The organism is uncultured Veillonella sp. (assembly GCF_963524655.1).
Taxonomy (GTDB): Bacteria; Bacillota; Negativicutes; order Veillonellales; family Veillonellaceae; genus Veillonella.
Map to the genome: position 1 here is coordinate 1 of NZ_CAURHA010000043.1, position 16,721 is coordinate 16,721.

Annotated in this window: 16 protein-coding genes and 1 pseudogene; 10 read left to right on the forward strand and 7 right to left on the reverse strand. The window is 39.7% G+C overall.

The features are described 5' to 3' along the window. From RYM16_RS07960 to RYM16_RS07980, 5 genes and pseudogenes are all read left to right on the forward strand, one after another. Positions 1 to 983, forward strand: a 983-nt coding sequence (locus tag RYM16_RS07960; RefSeq protein WP_314983249.1) for an N-6 DNA methylase, incomplete at its 5' end; no start/stop codon positions are given. A 1-nt stretch (position 984) separates the two neighbouring features. Next, complete coding sequence (locus RYM16_RS07965) at positions 985 to 2,106, forward strand: restriction endonuclease subunit S (protein WP_314983250.1); 1,122 nt, start codon at positions 985 to 987, stop codon at positions 2,104 to 2,106. A 12-nt stretch (positions 2,107 to 2,118) separates the two neighbouring features. Continuing rightward, positions 2,119 to 4,228, forward strand: a pseudogene (locus RYM16_RS07970) (type I restriction endonuclease subunit R); the annotation flags it as partial. A gap of 33 nt (positions 4,229 to 4,261) precedes the next feature. Then, a complete protein-coding gene (locus tag RYM16_RS07975; protein WP_314983263.1) occupies positions 4,262 to 5,353 on the forward strand; it encodes a type I restriction enzyme endonuclease domain-containing protein in 1,092 nt (363 codons plus the stop codon). A gap of 86 nt (positions 5,354 to 5,439) precedes the next feature. Further along, positions 5,440 to 5,838 carry a hypothetical protein gene (locus tag RYM16_RS07980; RefSeq protein WP_314983251.1) on the forward strand — a complete coding sequence of 133 codons (399 nt, stop codon included), beginning with the start codon at positions 5,440 to 5,442 and terminating at the stop codon, positions 5,836 to 5,838. Positions 5,839 to 5,894: 56 nt separating this feature from the next. Here the strand turns inward: RYM16_RS07980 and rbsB are convergent, their stop codons facing one another. The 7 genes from rbsB to RYM16_RS08015 form a co-directional block, all read right to left on the reverse strand. Then, complete coding sequence (gene rbsB, locus RYM16_RS07985) at positions 5,895 to 6,797, reverse strand: ribose ABC transporter substrate-binding protein RbsB (protein WP_314983252.1); 903 nt, start codon at positions 6,795 to 6,797, stop codon at positions 5,895 to 5,897. 9 nt (positions 6,798 to 6,806) lie between these two features. Then, a complete protein-coding gene (locus tag RYM16_RS07990) occupies positions 6,807 to 7,742 on the reverse strand; it encodes a ribose ABC transporter permease (RefSeq protein ID WP_314983253.1) in 936 nt (311 codons plus the stop codon). Then, positions 7,742 to 9,223 carry a sugar ABC transporter ATP-binding protein gene (locus RYM16_RS07995; RefSeq protein WP_314983254.1) on the reverse strand — a complete coding sequence of 494 codons (1,482 nt, stop codon included), beginning with the start codon at positions 9,221 to 9,223 and terminating at the stop codon, positions 7,742 to 7,744. Before RYM16_RS07995 ends, RYM16_RS07990 begins: the two co-directional genes overlap by 1 nt. 134 nt (positions 9,224 to 9,357) lie before the next feature. Then, positions 9,358 to 9,771, reverse strand: coding sequence for a D-ribose pyranase (gene rbsD, locus RYM16_RS08000; protein WP_314983255.1), 414 nt, complete (start codon positions 9,769 to 9,771; stop codon positions 9,358 to 9,360). 189 nt (positions 9,772 to 9,960) lie between these two features. Further along, positions 9,961 to 10,848 carry a ribokinase gene (gene rbsK, locus RYM16_RS08005; protein ID WP_314983256.1) on the reverse strand — a complete coding sequence of 296 codons (888 nt, stop codon included), beginning with the start codon at positions 10,846 to 10,848 and terminating at the stop codon, positions 9,961 to 9,963. A gap of 347 nt (positions 10,849 to 11,195) precedes the next feature. After that, positions 11,196 to 11,852 (reverse strand): NAD(P)H-binding protein, encoded by a 657-nt coding sequence (locus RYM16_RS08010; protein WP_314983257.1) that lies wholly within the window; start codon positions 11,850 to 11,852, stop codon positions 11,196 to 11,198. 79 nt (positions 11,853 to 11,931) lie between these two features. Continuing rightward, positions 11,932 to 12,453, reverse strand: coding sequence for a cysteine hydrolase family protein (locus tag RYM16_RS08015; protein WP_314983258.1), 522 nt, complete (start codon positions 12,451 to 12,453; stop codon positions 11,932 to 11,934). A gap of 277 nt (positions 12,454 to 12,730) precedes the next feature. Between RYM16_RS08015 and RYM16_RS08020 the strand changes: the two genes are divergently transcribed. The 5 genes from RYM16_RS08020 to RYM16_RS08040 all read left to right on the forward strand — a co-directional run bounded on the left by RYM16_RS08020 (position 12,731) and on the right by RYM16_RS08040 (position 16,550). Further along, positions 12,731 to 12,976: a type II toxin-antitoxin system prevent-host-death family antitoxin gene (locus RYM16_RS08020; protein WP_314983259.1), complete on the forward strand. Its 246-nt coding sequence runs from the start codon at positions 12,731 to 12,733 to the stop codon at positions 12,974 to 12,976. A gap of 2 nt (positions 12,977 to 12,978) precedes the next feature. Further along, positions 12,979 to 13,299, forward strand: coding sequence for a type II toxin-antitoxin system RelE/ParE family toxin (locus RYM16_RS08025; RefSeq protein ID WP_295259755.1), 321 nt, complete (start codon positions 12,979 to 12,981; stop codon positions 13,297 to 13,299). Positions 13,300 to 13,441: 142 nt separating this feature from the next. Next, positions 13,442 to 15,067 carry a tryptophan transporter gene (locus tag RYM16_RS08030; RefSeq protein WP_314983260.1) on the forward strand — a complete coding sequence of 542 codons (1,626 nt, stop codon included), beginning with the start codon at positions 13,442 to 13,444 and terminating at the stop codon, positions 15,065 to 15,067. After that, entirely contained in the window at positions 15,060 to 15,872 is an 813-nt protein-coding gene (locus tag RYM16_RS08035) for an ABC transporter ATP-binding protein (protein ID WP_314983261.1), read from the forward strand. The genes RYM16_RS08030 and RYM16_RS08035 overlap by 8 nt, the downstream gene beginning before the upstream one ends. A gap of 9 nt (positions 15,873 to 15,881) precedes the next feature. Next, positions 15,882 to 16,550 (forward strand): energy-coupling factor transporter transmembrane component T, encoded by a 669-nt coding sequence (locus tag RYM16_RS08040; protein ID WP_314983262.1) that lies wholly within the window; start codon positions 15,882 to 15,884, stop codon positions 16,548 to 16,550. Positions 16,551 to 16,721 lie beyond the last annotated feature (171 nt).

Below are 16,721 nucleotides of genomic sequence, written 5' to 3' on the forward strand. Positions count from 1 at the left end.
ATCTTCTTCTTAATAATATTCGTGGTGACATTACACAAGCTAACTCATTCTATTCAGATCCGTATAATGCATTTGGGCAGTTTGACTATGTAATGGCAAATCCTCCATTTAATGTTGATGAGGTTGTGGTTGAAAAGGTTTCTGATGATGCCCGATTCAATACATATGGTGTACCAAGAAATAAGACCAAATCGAAAAAGAAAGAATCTGATAAGAAAGAAACTGTACCAAATGCCAACTACTTGTGGCTGGGCTACTTTGCCACTGCGTTAAATGAGACTGGGAAAGCAGCTCTTGTTATGGCTAATTCCGCATCTGATGCTTCAGGTTCAGAATATGATATTAGAAAGAAAATGATCGAAGAAGGTATCATCTCGCAGATGGTGATACTTCCTTCTAAAATGTTTTCATCTGTTACGCTTCCTGCAACACTTTGGTTCTTTGATAAACAAAAACCAAATACTGAGAAGAAAAATGAAATCTTATTTATTGATGTTAGAAATATATTTACACAGATTGACCGTGCTCATAGAAAGTTTTCTGATGAGCAGATTAAAAACCTTGGTGTCATAACAAAACTTTATCACGGTAATACACAGGCTTTTGTTGATTTAATTGACGAATACAAAACCGAACTTGTAAATGCCCCAGAATCTTCTGATGATAAAGAAGTTCTAACTAAAGATTATTGGCAATCACAAATTGACTGGTTAACAGAAAGATTTCCAGATGGTGTATATACTGATGTGATTGGTCTTTGTAAAGTTGTGCAGCTAGATGGTGAAGATGGAATCATTGATCAAGACTATTCTCTTAATGCAGGACGCTATGTCGGAGTAGTCATTGAAGATGATGGATTAACACAAGAAGAATTCAAGGAAGAAATGCTCTCTCTTAATTCTGAATTTACTTCTTTAAGTGCTGAGGCAAGAGAACTAGAAGAAATAATCTCGAATAATCTAAAAAAATTATTAGGTGAGTAATATGGATTTTTATATTTATAGACTTGGAGACTTGTTTACAAGATTCAGTAGTGGAAAAAATCTAACCAGTGAGAAGATTTTTGATAAGGGAGAATATCCTGTATATGGTGGAAACGGTCTTAGGGGATATACCTCTGAATATAATTTTGATGGTGAATGTATTATTATAGGACGCCAGGGAGCGAAATGTGGTAATATTCATTACTTTAATGGTAAAGGTTATATGACTGATCATGCAATTGTTGGCGTAAGTAAAAATGGACATGATTCACGGTTTTTGTCATATGCATTGACTGCTTTAGATTTAAACCGATTATCAGGGCAAGCTGCTCAGCCTGGATTAGCGGTTTCAATGCTAAAGAAACAAAAAATACAGTTACCCTCTTCAGAAAATCAATTTAGAATTGCTGAAATTATATCAGTATATGATAATCTTATTGACACTAACAACAAGCGGATCAAGTTGTTGGAGCAAAAGGCAGAGAATCTATATAAAGAATGGTTTGTAAGATTTCGCTTTCCTGGATATAAAAATGTAGAGTTTGAGGAGAAGAAACCTAGAGGTTGGCAAGTTGGCACAGATGATAAAAAGCACTTTGCTCCTACTATCTTCAAATATGATGAGTTAAGAAATATAGGAAGCTTTAAACGGGGAAAAAATATTACTACAGCAAAGATGATTGAAGGTGATATTCCTGTGATTTCAGCAGGGTTACAGCCTTCCGGATACCATAATGAAGCTAATGTATATGGTGAAAGCCTTACAATCAGTGCTTCAGGTGCTAATGCAGGATATCTTCAATATCATATGAAGGATATTTGGGCTGCAGATTGTTCCTACTATCAGGAGGATGCAACAATTTGGTTTGTATATAATACGCTTAAATACTTACAACCAGTTATTAGTAATTTGCAATGTGGATCTGCACAACCCCATGTATATCCTAAAAACATTAATAGGCTCTGTATCTTAATTCCATCACAAGAATTGATTCATAAATATAATGATTATGTTAAGACATATTATGATGAAATCAAAATACTTAATCAGCAAAATCAATTACTTACAAAACAAAGAGATATGCTTTTACCACGCTTAATGAGCGGAAAACTTGAAGTTTAGGGAGGTGTTCATATGCGTAATTTTATATCTGAAGATGATATAGAACAAGCCATACTTGAAAAATTAAAGGCTGAACCATTTAAATATGATATCCTCATTTGTGATGCTGATCCGAGTAAGCGAGACGATTTGAATGATGGCACAGGAAGAGCTTCGAAAAAAGAATGTGTTCTTCCCGATGTTATGCTGTCTTCTCTTAAACGTATTAATCCTACTATCTCCGAAGATAAAATCAAGGAGATTGTTAAAAACTTAAGGAAGGATTACACAGGCACGGATATTGTTGATACTAACTATAATATATACAGACAAATCCGTAATAATATAAAAATCACAGTTCGCAAAAATGGCAAAGAAGACTTTGATTTTGTAAAGCTAATCGATTTTGAGCATCCAGAGAATAACACTTTCACAGCAGTTTCTCAGATGTGGATTCAGGGGAAGGTTTACTACAGAAGACCGGATATCCTTATTTTTGTCAATGGTATGCCTCTTGTGTTTATTGAACAAAAATAGCATTGTTAAGGTTGAAGAAGCTTACAACAAGAATCTCAAAGATTACATGCGGGATATTCCGAATCTCTTTGCATTTAATCAGATTTGTGTGCTTTCAAATGGTTTGGAAACGAAGCTTGGTGCATTTAATGCGACCTATGACTATTTCTTTGAATGGCTCAAAATTGATAGCGAAAAAGAGAAACTGGACAGGGAAGCCATTCTTGCTGCGGATAATGTTAAGGATAGCTCTGTCAGATATTTTGTAGATGGTCTTCTTAACAAAGATAGACTCATTGATTATATCGAAAATTTTATACTGTTTGAGAATCAACGAATAAAAATTATTGCTAAAAACCATCAGTATTTAGGCGTAAATAATCTGATGGAATCTGTAAAAAATAGAAAAGAATTGAACGGAAAGCTTGGTGTCTTCTGGCATACACAGGGGTCAGGTAAATCCTATTCTATGGTTATGTTTGCCCGTAAAGTGAAGCGTAAGATTCAAGGTAATTTTTCGTTCCTCATTATTACAGACCGTGAAGATTTGGATACACAGATTCATAAGAACTTTGTGCGGACAGAGGTTATTGGTTCTAAAGAAGAATGTCAGCCAAAGGACAGCAAGCAACTGCGCGATTTCCTAACTACCAATAAGGCTTTTATCTTTACTTTGATTCATAAGTTTAGATACGATAAAACAAAGAAATATCCAGTGCTTTCTACTCGTGATGATATTATTGTTCTAGTTGATGAAGCACATAGAACACAGTATAAAGATTTAGCAGAGAATATGAGAACTGCACTTCCGAATGCTAACTTTGTGGCATTCACAGGAACACCGCTTCTTGGCTCTAAACGCCTTACGAATCAATGGTTTGGTGAGTATGTTTCAGAGTATAACTTTGCGCAATCTGTCGAAGATGGCTCTACTGTACCATTGTTTTATTCCAGACGAGTTCCGGAAGTAGGGCTTGAAAATGATTTCCTTGACGATGACGTTGTAGATATTATCGAAGAAGAAAATCTTAACGAGGATGAAATTCGTCTCTTGGAGAATGCATCTTCACGTATCCTTGAAGTTATCAAGAGAGATGACCGCTTAGATAAAGTGGCACAAGATATTGCCTACCACTTTCCAAGACGTGGGTTTCTTGGAAAAGGTATGGTTGTATCAGTCGATAAATATACTGCTGTCAAAATGTATGACAAGGTTCAGCATTACTGGGCTATAGAAAAGCAGAACATCACGAAGGAGCGAAATACAGCTTCTACTAAGGAAGAACGTGATCAGCTTACTCGTATTCTTGCTTATATGAATAAGGTTGAAATGGCCGTTATCATCTCCGAAGAGAACGATGAAGAGGCCAAGTTTGCAAAGCAAGGATTAGATATTACAAAACATCGTGTAAAGATGAAAGAAATCACACCGGACGGCAGAGATATTGAGGATAGATTTAAAGATCCTGATGACTCACTGCAACTTGTGTTCGTTTGTGCTATGTGGCTGACAGGATTTGATGTAAAGAACTTATCTACACTTTATCTTGATAAGCCAATGAAAGGCCACACGCTGATGCAAGCCATAGCTCGTGCCAATAGAGTGTATCCAGGAAAACCTGCTGGAATCATTGTAGATTATGTCAACGTGTTTAAATACATGAAGAAGGCATTAACCGAATATGCCACTGGTGATGACGGAACAGAATTCCCTGCAAAAGATATTGACCAATTAATCAACTATATTGACGGTACAATTGATGAAGCAGATTCTTTCTTGATATCTCTTGATATTGATTTAGAAAAGATAATTGCTGATTCTAATACACTGGATAAATTAGATGCATTAAGAAGTGCTTATGACACTATCGTGGTAAAAGATGATGATAAAGAAAAATTTAAGGTTATCCTTAATTCTTTGACAAATCTATACGAAGCATCAAAGCCAGAAATCTTTGAGAAGCATTGGAACAACGATAAATTTGCCCCGCTTGTGTATTTGCATGGTCTCTTATATAACACTGTTAATGATGAAAAGGTGGCTCGTGCTAGACAGAAAATGAATCAGATTCTGGATGGCAGTGTTACAGCAAGTCAAGAGTTCGTTAATTATGTACGGGAAAAACCTGCACAGTACATGATAAAAGGCACAAAGGCTATTGATCTTTCTAAGGTTGATGTTGAGCAATTGAGAAAAGAAATCAAGGTAGCTAAGTATAAGGCTATTGAGATTAACGACTTGAAGGAATACATTGAGCAAGCACTCGAACAGATGCTTAATAGAAATTGCACAAGAACCAAATTCTCCGAACGTTTCAAACGAATTATTGACTCCTATAATGCAGGTGGTACTGAAAACGAAGATTACTATGAGCAACTTGTAAAACTTCTTGAAGAACTTCGGCAGGAAGATAATCGTGCAAATACAGAAGGCCTTACAGAAGAAGAACTGGAAATCTTTGATTTGCTTATTGCTGGAAAAAAGGTGACAAAGGATGAAGAGCAAAAAGTAAAACTCTCTGCCAAGAATCTTTATAAGAAGCTAGTCGATAATCGTAATAATCTTCTTGTAGTAGATTGGTATAAGGATGAACAGCCAATTGCTAAGCTAAAATATGAGGTGGAACTATCCTTAAATGATGATTTGCCTGAAAGTTATGATAAAGAATCTTTTGATTCTAAGGTGTCCTTACTTATGAATCATTTTATGGATATGGCAGTACAAGGATATGGTTGGATTGGGGCGGTCTAATTTTCGGAAAAACTTATAATTTCTATTATATTCACAAATACAGTGCTATAATAAATGAAAATTGTTGTTTGTGGAGTGTGAATAGGATGTATGAAATCGTAAATGAACCAAATTTAACCATTGCTTTTGATATGGATACGGAGTTATCTCAATTTGGTGTGTTTGGCGTATATATTAAACAGGGCTACAATATCTGTGCTGGGAACATTGACCCTAGTGACTGGTCTGGTATTCATAGGGGATACAAAGAATTAGTTGAGTTATATGAGCATTGCAAAGAGACAGCCACCTTTACTTATGTATTAACTGGAGAAGGGGATACGCTTACATTCTCGTTAGATCAAAAGGGTGCTCTAACGATGGAGATTAACATCTGTACCACTTATAATTACAAATGTCATATGACTATTGAAAGTTTAGATCAAACGTATTTACCAAAGTTTATTGAGTTCTTTAAAGTGTTTTTAGAGAGAGCGCCAAAATAAAAAGAGTCGCGTCTTTAAGATGCGACTCTTTTTCTGTACCCAGTTTCTATTTACAATTATTTTGTAACAACTTTAAGATCTACAGGGATTTTAGCTTCTACAGCTTCGCCTTTGATAACTTTTTGAGCTGTATCAATAGCGATTTTACCCATTTGGTCTGGTTGTTGAGCAATTGTTGCAGCCAATGTGCCGTCTTTAACAGCTTTGTCTGCATCAGCAGTACCGTCAAAGCCTACGATGAAGATTGTTTTGCCTGCGGATTTAGCTGCTTGGATAGCGCCCAATGCCATTTCGTCGTTATGAGCGAAGATAGCTTGTACGTCTGGATTAGCTTGCAAGATATTAGTTGCTACGTTCAAACCTTTTGTACGGTCGAAGTCAGCGCTTTGTTTTGCTACTACTGTTAAGTCTTTGTCAGCTACGTTGTGGAAACCTTGGCCACGTTCACGAGTTGCGGAAGCACCAGGGATACCTTCGATTTCAGCTACTTTTGCAGCTTTGCCTACTTTATCAACGATAAGTTGTGCAGCCATTTCGCCACCTTTTACGTTATCGGAAGCGATGTGAGCTACTACTTTGCCTTTATCAGCAGAGCGGTCAACAGTGATTACAGGAATGTTTTTAGCATTTGCTGCTTCTACGGAAGTAGAGATAGCTGCAGAGTCTACAGGGTTGATGATCAATACGGAAACGCCGCTTTCAAGCAAGTCGGAAATGTCGTTTGCTTGTTTTGCAGGATCATTTTGAGCATCAACGATTTTAACTTTAAGACCAAGCGCTTTAGCTTGAGCCTCAACGCCTTCCTTCATAGTTACGAAGAATGGGTTGTTCAATGTGGAAACAGAGAAGCCGATTGTGCCGGATTTTTTGTCGCCGCCGTTATCAGCGCTTTTACCACAGCCTGCTACAAGACCGATAACCATAACGGCCATCGCCAACAGTAACAATAGTCTTTTCATAGGAACCTCCTAGGCTTTCTTACGGTCTGCAAGAACAGCCAGTAAAATAACAATACCTTTTACAACTTGTTGATAGAAACTGGAAACGTCGAGAATATTTAACCCGTTGTTGAGGGTACCAATAATTAGGGCACCAATTAATGTGCCAACGATATGACCACGGCCACCAGCAAGGCTTGTACCGCCAAGAACTACGGCTGCGATAGCGTCAAGTTCGTAGCCTGCACCTGCTGTAGGTTGTGCAGAGTTAAGACGAGAAGTAATGATTGCACCCGCGATACCACAGAGCATACCAGTTAAGGCATACACGAAAATTTTAATGCGGTCAATCTTGATACCAGCAATGTAACTAACCTTTTCGCTACCACCTACGGCGTATGTTTTACGGCCTAAGGATGTGCGGCTCAATACGAACCAAAGGGCGATGAAAGCTAGGAACATTGTGATCGCTGGAACTGGAAGGCCTGCAATATCCCCTTGGCCAAAGCCGTGGAATAGAGGATCTTGAGTAAGACCGGAGATAGGGTTACCGTCTGTGAATACTAGCGTCGCACCACGGTAGATTGTCATGGTTGCCAAGGTAGCGATAAATGGAGCTACGCGGCCATAGGTAATAACGAGACCGTTAATACCGCCCAATACAAGGCCGGCACCTGCAGCTAATACGATAGCTAATACAGGGTCAGTACCAGTTACGATGAGGTTGGCCATCACTGCACTGGAGAGGGCGAGGATGGAACCAACGGATAAGTCGATACCGCCAGTTAAGATGACAAAAGTCATACCAAAGGCGATGATCGCATTGATGGATACTTGGCGCAACAAGTTACGTAAGTTAGAGAATTCAAGGAAACTGTCGTTCATGACAGAGATAATTACAAATAATAGGATGAGGCCGATGAGGGGGCCTAATTTTTTTACATATTGTAGAGCTTTGCTGTCCATTATTGTCCTCCTGTGGCTAATGTCATAATCGATTCTGGTGTTGCATCGCTGCGGTCTAAGATACCTGCTACGCGGCCTTCATGAATAACCATAACGCGGTCGCTCATGCCGAGCACTTCAGGTAACTCAGAGGACACCATGATAATGGACACACCATCGTTTGTTAATTCGTTCATTAAATCATAAATATCACGTTTCGCGCCGATATCGATACCGCGCGTCGGTTCGTCCATGATGATAATGGATGGCTTTTTACCAACCCATTTTGCGATAACCACCTTTTGTTGGTTACCACCGGATAAGGACGATGCTGGTTCGTGAATAGATTGTGTTTTAACGCCTAGTTTTTTAGACAATTCGTCAGCAAAGGAATTGAGCTTGCCGCTATCAAGTACATGAGATGGGCAAATTTCGTCAAGGTTCGGCAATGTAATATTGGAACCGATGGAGAAATCGAGGATCAAGCCTTCGCTCTTTCTATTTTCTGTGATGAAAGCAATGCCAGCTTTGATGGCATCTTCTGGTTTTTTACAGTTTAGAACGGAGCCGTTTACAGTTACGGTACCGCCATTGTGTTTATCTACGCCAAAGATAGCTCGCATGATTTCTGTACGGCCAGCGCCCATAAGACCTGCTACGCCGAGGATTTCGCCTTTGCGCAAGAAGAAGGAAATGTCATTGTCGAAACCTTCAGGTTTGAGGTTATCAACGCTCATTACTACTTCGCCTGGTGTTGTCGTACGAGCAGGGTAGAACTCGTCGATAGAACGGCCTACCATGTGGCGTACCACTTCGTCTACAGAAATCTCAGATGTTGGTTTAGTGATGATGGTGTGACCATCACGCATAACCGTAATCGTATCGCATTCGCTAAATACCTCTTCCATACGGTGGGAGATATATACGATAGCAACGCCGCGAGCTTTCATTTTGCGCATCATCTTAAATAATGTCGCCGTTTCACGCTCTGTAAGGGCTGCTGTCGGTTCGTCCATGATGACAACCTTTGCATCTAACATCAAGATGCGAAGGATTTCCGTCATTTGTTGATGACCAACGGAGCAAAGGCCTGCCTCAGTAGTGAGGGGCAATTCGATGCCTAATTCGCGGCATGTATTTTCTGCCTCAGCGAGCATCGCTTTTTTATCGAGCATACCAAATTTATTGCGCTTTGGTCTCATTAAATACAGATTTTCTAACAATGTTAGATTGGGCCAAATGTTGAGCTCTTGGTGGATGAAAGCCACACCGTTTAGCTCGGCTTCTCTCGGGTTCGGGAAGGTGCGCTCTACGCCGTCGATGGTGATTGTACCAGCATCTGCCTTGTGAATACCGGTAAGGATATTCATGAGGGTGGACTTGCCGGCGCCATTTTCGCCCATTAAGGCGTGAACCTCGCCCTCCTTGAGGGTAATACTTACATCGCGCAGAACTTGGTTCGTACCAAATGCCTTTGCAATGCCTGACATAACAATTTCCATAACTACTCCTATATGACTGGTGAAAGTATCTCTAATGTATGTAATAGATTTGATCGTTAATTTTTACAAGCCCAGCTAACTAATTTATAGGTTCAGATGCTTAGTTTATAAAACGAGGTGGTTAATCTATTGTTCTACGGACGATCGCTGAAAATACAATCGGCGCGCAAGATAATATTTGCATACGGAGATGCTTCACCAGCTCGAATAATGCATTTGCATTGTTTTGTGGCTTCTTTGAAAGCTTCATGGCTTGTTTCAATCCATTCGTATTGATTGGATGGGAATGTAGACTCTAAGAAGTCATAAGCCTTAGGATTGTTTTCTTTAATTTCTCCTGCCACATGAACTGCTTCGGATTTCATATGCTTAGCGATGATAGATACTACTTGCTCAAAGCTTGGTACACCAAAATCTAAGGCTAAGTCAATCTTTTGAACCCCTTCAGGTACTGGTAATCCACAGTCGGAGATACAAATTGTATCTGTGTGACCAAGATCTGCAAGTACCTTAGCGATATGGCTATTTAAAATGCCGTGTCGTTGCATAAATAACTCCTTTTATATTCTGATGGCTGAGGTTTAACACCTCGGCCATTAACTCTCTTTTTTTAATAGAGGGCAGATGCATTCGTTGCATGAGAGTATATGGCTTGTATTGAATAGACCTTTCAAAGCGACTTTGGCCCTGCGAAGGCAGACCTGGCCAGTGGAGCTTTTAAAGGTCTATTCAATATGCTAACTCTTTGCTAAGAATGCAGCGACCTCGTCCTTTGTAGGCATGCCGCCTTGGGCACCTAATCGTTGGATGGAGAGGGCTGCGGCCGCGTTACCATAATGTAATGCATCGGCTAAGCTTTTACCATTAACGATAGCTGTTGCAAAGGCACCGTTGAAGGTATCGCCTGCGCCAGTAGTATCTACTGGTTCAACCTTGAAGCCAGATACGGTGTGGATTTCACCACCATCTGCATAACCTACGCCCTTGCTGCCGAGGGTAACGATGATTTTATTTTCGTTAGCTAACAAGGTTTCCTCTGTAGATTGATTAGGGTAGAGGGCAGATAGCTCGTGCTCATTTGGCGTAATATAGGTTGCCAATTCTAACCATTCAGGATTAAGGTCAGCTGCTGGAGCTGGATTTAAGAGGACTTTTACATTAGCCTCGTGGCAACGACGAACGATGTATTCGATGGTTGGAATAGGAATTTCGTTTTGCACCATTACAAGATCAGCTTGCTCGATAGTAGGCCAAGCGTTATCTACTACAGATTTGTCGACCTTAGCATTAGCGCCTGCAATCACGATGATACTATTATCGCCTTCAGCTAATGTAATATGGGCTGTACCCGTAGTAGTATTCGGTACGGTAACGATGTAATCTGTATTGATGAAATTTTCTTTTAGATTATCTAAAATCATTTGGCCGTATGCATCTTCACCGATGCAACCTACCATTGTAACCTCTGCACCGAGACGGGCGGCAGCTACCGCTTGGTTTGCACCTTTACCACCGTGTGCGATGTGCAGTTCGTTGCCCATGATCGTTTCGCCCGCTGTAGGGCGTTTGTCCGCGAGGACTACAATATCCATGTTGCAACTGCCTATAACAACAATGCGATTCATAATAACTCCTTCATTAGCCTATACCCTGACTGGGACTAAAAACGGATAACAGTTATTTTTATACATGAAATTTAGATGGCTTTATACAATAAAAGGCATATATAAAGATAAATGATAACCGAATGGGCGTTTATTTTCACATATCTATTAGTATAACTTAATCATTTATTAGTATAGCGTAAATAAGGAACTTTATCTATATAAATAACTATAAAATATAGTAATAAGAAAAGGCATATCTAAAAAATGCGTTACATGAGTAAACATGTAGACGCCAGATTTTAGATATACACAAAAAAGACTACCTACAATAGTAGATAGTCTGTAGCTATTTGTTTAGTCACATATTAGTGAAAGCTTGGCTTGTCGTAATGTGTACCTGGTTCGCCTACGCCGATGCTTGCGCGGTGGAACGGAGTTTCATCCTCTGTATGTAAAATATCAAAGATTGCTTTTACAACGGCTTCGCGCGTAACTTGAGCATCGTTGAATTGAGCCCCTTCAGGGATGAGTTCGTAATTTGTATTTTCCGGATCATTGTAGAGCCATGTGAGGCGCAAGATTGTATAGTTTAAATTGGATTCGCGCAATACATTACGTGCTTGGCGCTCGCCTTGGACATAGCTAATTGGCAAGTTGTCAAAGGTCCATTTTTCAAGTGCTGCTGGGAACTCACCAGAAAGACCAGCCATGGAAAGGCCGATAACGCGGCGTACATTTTTGCGGCTCAATGCTTTCACGATGGATGCCATATCACTACCAGCCTCCATAGCACCTACGAAAACGATTTCAGCGTTTGTTACAGCTTGTTCTAATTTAGCAGGATTTTGGAAAGAGCCCTCGATTACGGTAACACGTTCATGTTCCAAGATCTCTGGATGTAAACGAGTGGATAATTGGCGACCATATAATGTAAGGTGCATGTCTGTATATGTCAACAATGTTGCAGTTAGCTTCTGTGCAATCTGGCCAGCGGCTCCTAAAATAGTAATATATTTGTACATATAGACCTCCTATGTCCCGGGCATAAGTATTTACATGCATTATATCACATCTATATGACGAGAAAGTGAGAATAACAATCTAATTAATAGCTAGAATTTCTTTTGTTGTTCTTAGTTGCGCAAATCGATTTCTCCAAATTTTTTCCTTGTAAAAGGATAAGATTTGATTGGCAGATAGATGGATGTTGTCAAATGTTGAGATAGCATCTTCGACGATGGTGATTTTATAACCATATTCAAAGCCTACTTTCACAGATGTATCAATGCAAAATTCCACCTGCATTCCTACGAATGTCAAATCGGTAATACTTTTGCTATCTAAATATTCCTTTAACTCACTATTTTTGAAGATGCTATTGTAATATTTATTGAAAATCTTTTCGTTTTCTTGAGGCTTTAATTCGTGATAAACTTGCCAATTATCACTACCTGTTGCTAATAAACCTTCATCTTCAGAATGTCTCACAAAAATTACTTCTATATTTTGATCTCTGAAATGTTGAATGATTGCTTTTGTATTTACGATAAAATTTTTTGCATCGTAAGGATTTTCGTTAACTAAGCCTTCTTGTATGTCGATTACGATTAATGCCTGTGCCATGATGGAGTTCCTTTATTAAAGATACAATATATATTAAGGGAAAGTACTTAGAATTTATTATATTAGTTATTAAATTATTGTCAATATAAGTATCCATGCGCATGATATCACAAGTATATAATAGTGAAAAGAAGACAGAAGTATCATATATGTTGATAGTAATTTTAAGAAATGTTGTAAAATTTGATGTTGAATTTACATGATAATTTAACTACAATAATGATAAGATATTAGAAAGATGAGTGTTATATCACTAAAGTATTTTGGAGGTGATAGTATGCCGAATATAAAACCTATTTCAGATTTACGTAATTATTCTGAAGTTTTACGTGATGTTACTATAGATAGTCCCGTATTCTTAACTAAAAATGGTAGAGGTAGATATGCAATTATGGATATTCAAGATTATGAACGTGTAATGGCTACTATAAAACTTATGGGGGACTTAGAGACAGGTCGTACATCTGGTGAAGAACAAGGCTGGATTTCATCAGAGCAACTAAAGAGTGAATTGGGGATTTAATTATGAATAATCAAATTAGCTATGCACCAAAAGCACGAGAAGATTTGCTAGAAATAAAATCTTTTATAGAAGAAGAAACCGGTGATATTGAGTTAGCTAAGAAAACCGTTTCGGATATAGTGACTACGAATGACTCGTTGAGTATATTTCCAGAAATGGGGCAGCGATTATTGATTAATCTAGGAAGTAAAATTGAATACAGATATTTACTTTGTCATAATTATTTAAGTTTTTACCGTTATTTAGACCGGACTATCTATATTGATAGAATATTAAACAGTAGACGGGATTATCTTAGAATATTATTAGATGAAGTTCATTAGTTCTTAAAAGCACTATCGTTAATAGATGGTGCTTTTTATCATATGATAAACATACTATCTCTTAATAGTATCTTGGCTTTCACAAATTCTCGAAGAGTGATACAATATAGATTATATATTCATTTTTAGAAAAGAGGCTATTATGGAACGGATTCAAGATCTTGTGTACACGCATGTGCAGGGTGGCCAGTTTAGATGGGTTACTGTCAGCACATTGATGCTCGCATTGGGCACGATATTGCATTTGGTGAGCCCTAGTGTGGCTGGGGTAACGCCAAACTGGACGATTGCTACGTATTGCGTAGCTATTTTGTTGACTCGTCCTAGTTTGAGTCAAACTTTGGGGATTGGCCTTGTGGCGGCCCTCATCAACGTATTGACGTCTAAGTCAGCATTCCCTTACGGCAATTTGTTGTCCGAACCAGGCGGTGCGTTGACAGCGGCTCTTGTGACACGTGCTATGTTGTCCTTAAAGTTCCGCAAAATCGCAGGTTTCGATTTAACGCCAATCATCTCTGGTTTCTTGGCTACCGTAGTATCTGGCGGTATCTTCGTTACTATCTTGTGGCAAGTGCTTGGGTTGCCAAACAATGTATATATGTACGGTATGTGGCCATTAGTTCTTACAGTAGCTGCTTTGAACGGCGCTATTACGCCAATCTTATACATTCCAGCGCAACGTCTATTCTCTAAACGCGGCATGTTGCCAAGCGCAGAGGAATTGGGCTCTGATCATAGCCATTTGACTATCTTGCCTGAGCGCCAAGCTAAGATTTCTATTGAACACGTAAATTACTACCATCCAAAGGCGACAACTCCATCCCTTGAAAATATCAATCTCGATGTGCATGAAGGTGACTTCCTTGTTGTGACAGGTCCTGCAGGTTGTGGTAAAAGTACCCTTTGCATGGCTATGGTAGGGGCTGTGCCTAAATTCTACGGTGGCCGCCTTGAAGGCATGGTTTTCGTAGACGGTAAAGCGACTACGCAAATGGAAATTCCTGAGTTGGCTAACTATATTGGTGTAGTTCTTGCCGATTACGATACACAGCTCGTAACGATGACTGTTCGTGAAGAAGTGGCTTTTGCTATGGAGAATCGCGGTTACGATCGTGAAACGATTAAAGAACGTTCTCAAACAGTATTTGAACAAGTTGGTCTCATTGGTTTAGAGGACCGCAAAATCACTAGCTTATCCGGCGGTCAACGCCAACGTTTAGCCATTGCTTCCGTATTGGCTACGAATCCATCTGTGCTTGTTCTTGATGAACCAACTAGCTCCCTCGACCCAGATGGAACTGCAGAATTATATCGCCTCGTAGGTGATTTGAATCAAAAACACGGTATTACCGTTGTTGTTATCGACCATGACTTACACGCTGTATTGCCGTATGCAAACCGCATGGCTCTCATGGTGAATGGCTCCATCGCATGTGATGCGGATGTACCGACTACGCTTCGTTACATGTACGAACACAATATTCACGTAGATGCGTTGCCATCTGTGTTCACTACATACATGGAACTTGAACAAGCGGGCTTCCACAGTGATGAACCATGGCTTAGCATCGAGTCTGCTATCAAGGGCTTACACCAAATTGAAATGGCTCATGCTATTCAAACTGAGGTGCATGGTGAAAGTAACTCTCCAGCGAATCAAAGAAATACAGTAGATAATCTTGGTGATCAATCTAATACAGTAGAGAATAGACAACCAATTCAACGCGTTGATGATGTACAAGGAAAGGACGGTGGCATTCATGCTTAAGGTTGAAAATATCCGCTTTGGCTATGTGCCATCCGTAGACATCTTTCGTGATGTGACTTTCACCATCGAAGGCGGCGAATATATCGCCATCGGTGGTCGCAATGGTTGCGGTAAAACGACTATTACTCGTTTGCTTGTTGGTCTTGAAAAGGCTAGCGAAGGTCGTATGTACTATAACGGCACAGACATTACGTCCATGCCTCCATCTAAACGTGGTCAATTTATCGGCTATGTATTCCAACAACCTGATCGCCAAATGTTCAGACCTACTGTAGCGACAGAGGTTGCCTTCGGTCCTGAATCATTAGGTCGCAGTAAATCTGAAGTGAAACGTATCGTCGGTGAAGTGTTGGAACGCACAGGTATTGCTCACTTGCGTGAAGCGTACCCTCCAACATTGCGCCGCGGCGAAAAGCAACGCGTTGCTATCGCTTCTGCATTAGCGATGCAATCTAAAATCCTCATCCTCGACGAACCAACAAGTGGTCAAGATGGTAAGGAAACTAAAGAGTTGTTAGCATTATTGCGCCAACTCAATCAAGAAGGCATTACGATCCTTCTCATTACACATGATATGGAAATTATGGCTAGCGAATGTAGCCGTGCGCTCATCATGGGTAACCAAACGGTTGCCTTTGATGGCAGTCCAGAAGAATTATTCAAGAAATCTACAGACGAATTGCAAGACCTAGGCCTTACAAAACCGCCAAGTGTGGAACTTTCACTAGCGGTACCATCCTTAGGCTATTGTAAATCTATGGATGAATTGAAATCTAAGTTAGTGGCTCAGTTGAGCGGGAAATAGGAGGGACATATGGAACGTTTAGTACCGTTAACAAAAATCTTGATGACCCTCGCCGTATCCGTGTGGGCCATTCTATTGCGCGACTGGGTATCTTTATTGGCCTTAGTCGTTGTAGAACTCGGTGTGTTATTCGTATCGGGCTTGTTGTTCAAACAACATAAGGCAGTATTGGCGTTGACAAGCTTTGCCGTATTCCTTGGTGTTATCCAATTCCTCGGCAGTGGTGATGTAACATCTGCCATTGTATCTGGCTTGCGTATGCTCGCTATGACACTTGTATTCATCTGCTTGTTAGCTACTACAAAATTACAAGACCTTACAGCAGCGCTCGTAACACAATGCAAAATTCCTTATGAATATGCATTTATGTTCACTGCCGCACTTCGCTTCGTGCCTGACTTCATTGCTGAAAGCCATGCAGTACAAGAGGCACAAGCTTGCCGTGGTTTATCCTTAGAAGACAACTTAATTAAACGTATTAAATCCTATGCGTCTGTTATCCAACCATTGCTTTTAAAATCCTTGGGTCGCTCCGAAACAATGGCGCTCTCCCTAGAACTACGTGGCTTTGGTGGACCAACACATAGCTTTGCTGCATCCGTAGGCTTGAAAACTATAGACTATGCTGTGATTGGTGCTTTGATTGTTATTACAGTACTACTATTCGTAATAGTGTAATGAATAAATTAGACAAATTCATAGAGTTAATTGTGTTATAATTAACTTGAAGAGTATGGGGTGCCTCAATTGGTACACCTGAAAAGACACCTAGAAAAGGCCAAATTTCTAGGTGTCTTTTGTTATTGTCTTTAGACTGGTTCGCGACGTAGTCGCGAATCATAAAACCAC

Coding starts and splice junctions, on each gene's coding strand:
- RYM16_RS08010 (WP_314983257.1), bottom strand. CDS start 11,852: ATGTACAAATATATTACTATTTTAGGAGCCGCTGGCCAGATTGCACAG.
- RYM16_RS08020 (WP_314983259.1), top strand. CDS start 12,731: ATGCCGAATATAAAACCTATTTCAGATTTACGTAATTATTCTGAAGTT.
- RYM16_RS07975 (WP_314983263.1), top strand. CDS start 4,262: ATGAAGAAGGCATTAACCGAATATGCCACTGGTGATGACGGAACAGAA.
- rbsD (WP_314983255.1), bottom strand. CDS start 9,771: ATGCAACGACACGGCATTTTAAATAGCCATATCGCTAAGGTACTTGCA.
- RYM16_RS08035 (WP_314983261.1), top strand. CDS start 15,060: ATGCTTAAGGTTGAAAATATCCGCTTTGGCTATGTGCCATCCGTAGAC.
- RYM16_RS07990 (WP_314983253.1), bottom strand. CDS start 7,742: ATGGACAGCAAAGCTCTACAATATGTAAAAAAATTAGGCCCCCTCATC.
- RYM16_RS07965 (WP_314983250.1), top strand. CDS start 985: ATGGATTTTTATATTTATAGACTTGGAGACTTGTTTACAAGATTCAGT.
- rbsK (WP_314983256.1), bottom strand. CDS start 10,848: ATGAATCGCATTGTTGTTATAGGCAGTTGCAACATGGATATTGTAGTC.
- RYM16_RS08025 (WP_295259755.1), top strand. CDS start 12,979: ATGAATAATCAAATTAGCTATGCACCAAAAGCACGAGAAGATTTGCTA.
- RYM16_RS08015 (WP_314983258.1), bottom strand. CDS start 12,453: ATGGCACAGGCATTAATCGTAATCGACATACAAGAAGGCTTAGTTAAC.
- RYM16_RS07980 (WP_314983251.1), top strand. CDS start 5,440: ATGTATGAAATCGTAAATGAACCAAATTTAACCATTGCTTTTGATATG.
- RYM16_RS07995 (WP_314983254.1), bottom strand. CDS start 9,223: ATGGAAATTGTTATGTCAGGCATTGCAAAGGCATTTGGTACGAACCAA.
- RYM16_RS08040 (WP_314983262.1), top strand. CDS start 15,882: ATGGAACGTTTAGTACCGTTAACAAAAATCTTGATGACCCTCGCCGTA.
- rbsB (WP_314983252.1), bottom strand. CDS start 6,797: ATGAAAAGACTATTGTTACTGTTGGCGATGGCCGTTATGGTTATCGGT.
- RYM16_RS08030 (WP_314983260.1), top strand. CDS start 13,442: ATGGAACGGATTCAAGATCTTGTGTACACGCATGTGCAGGGTGGCCAG.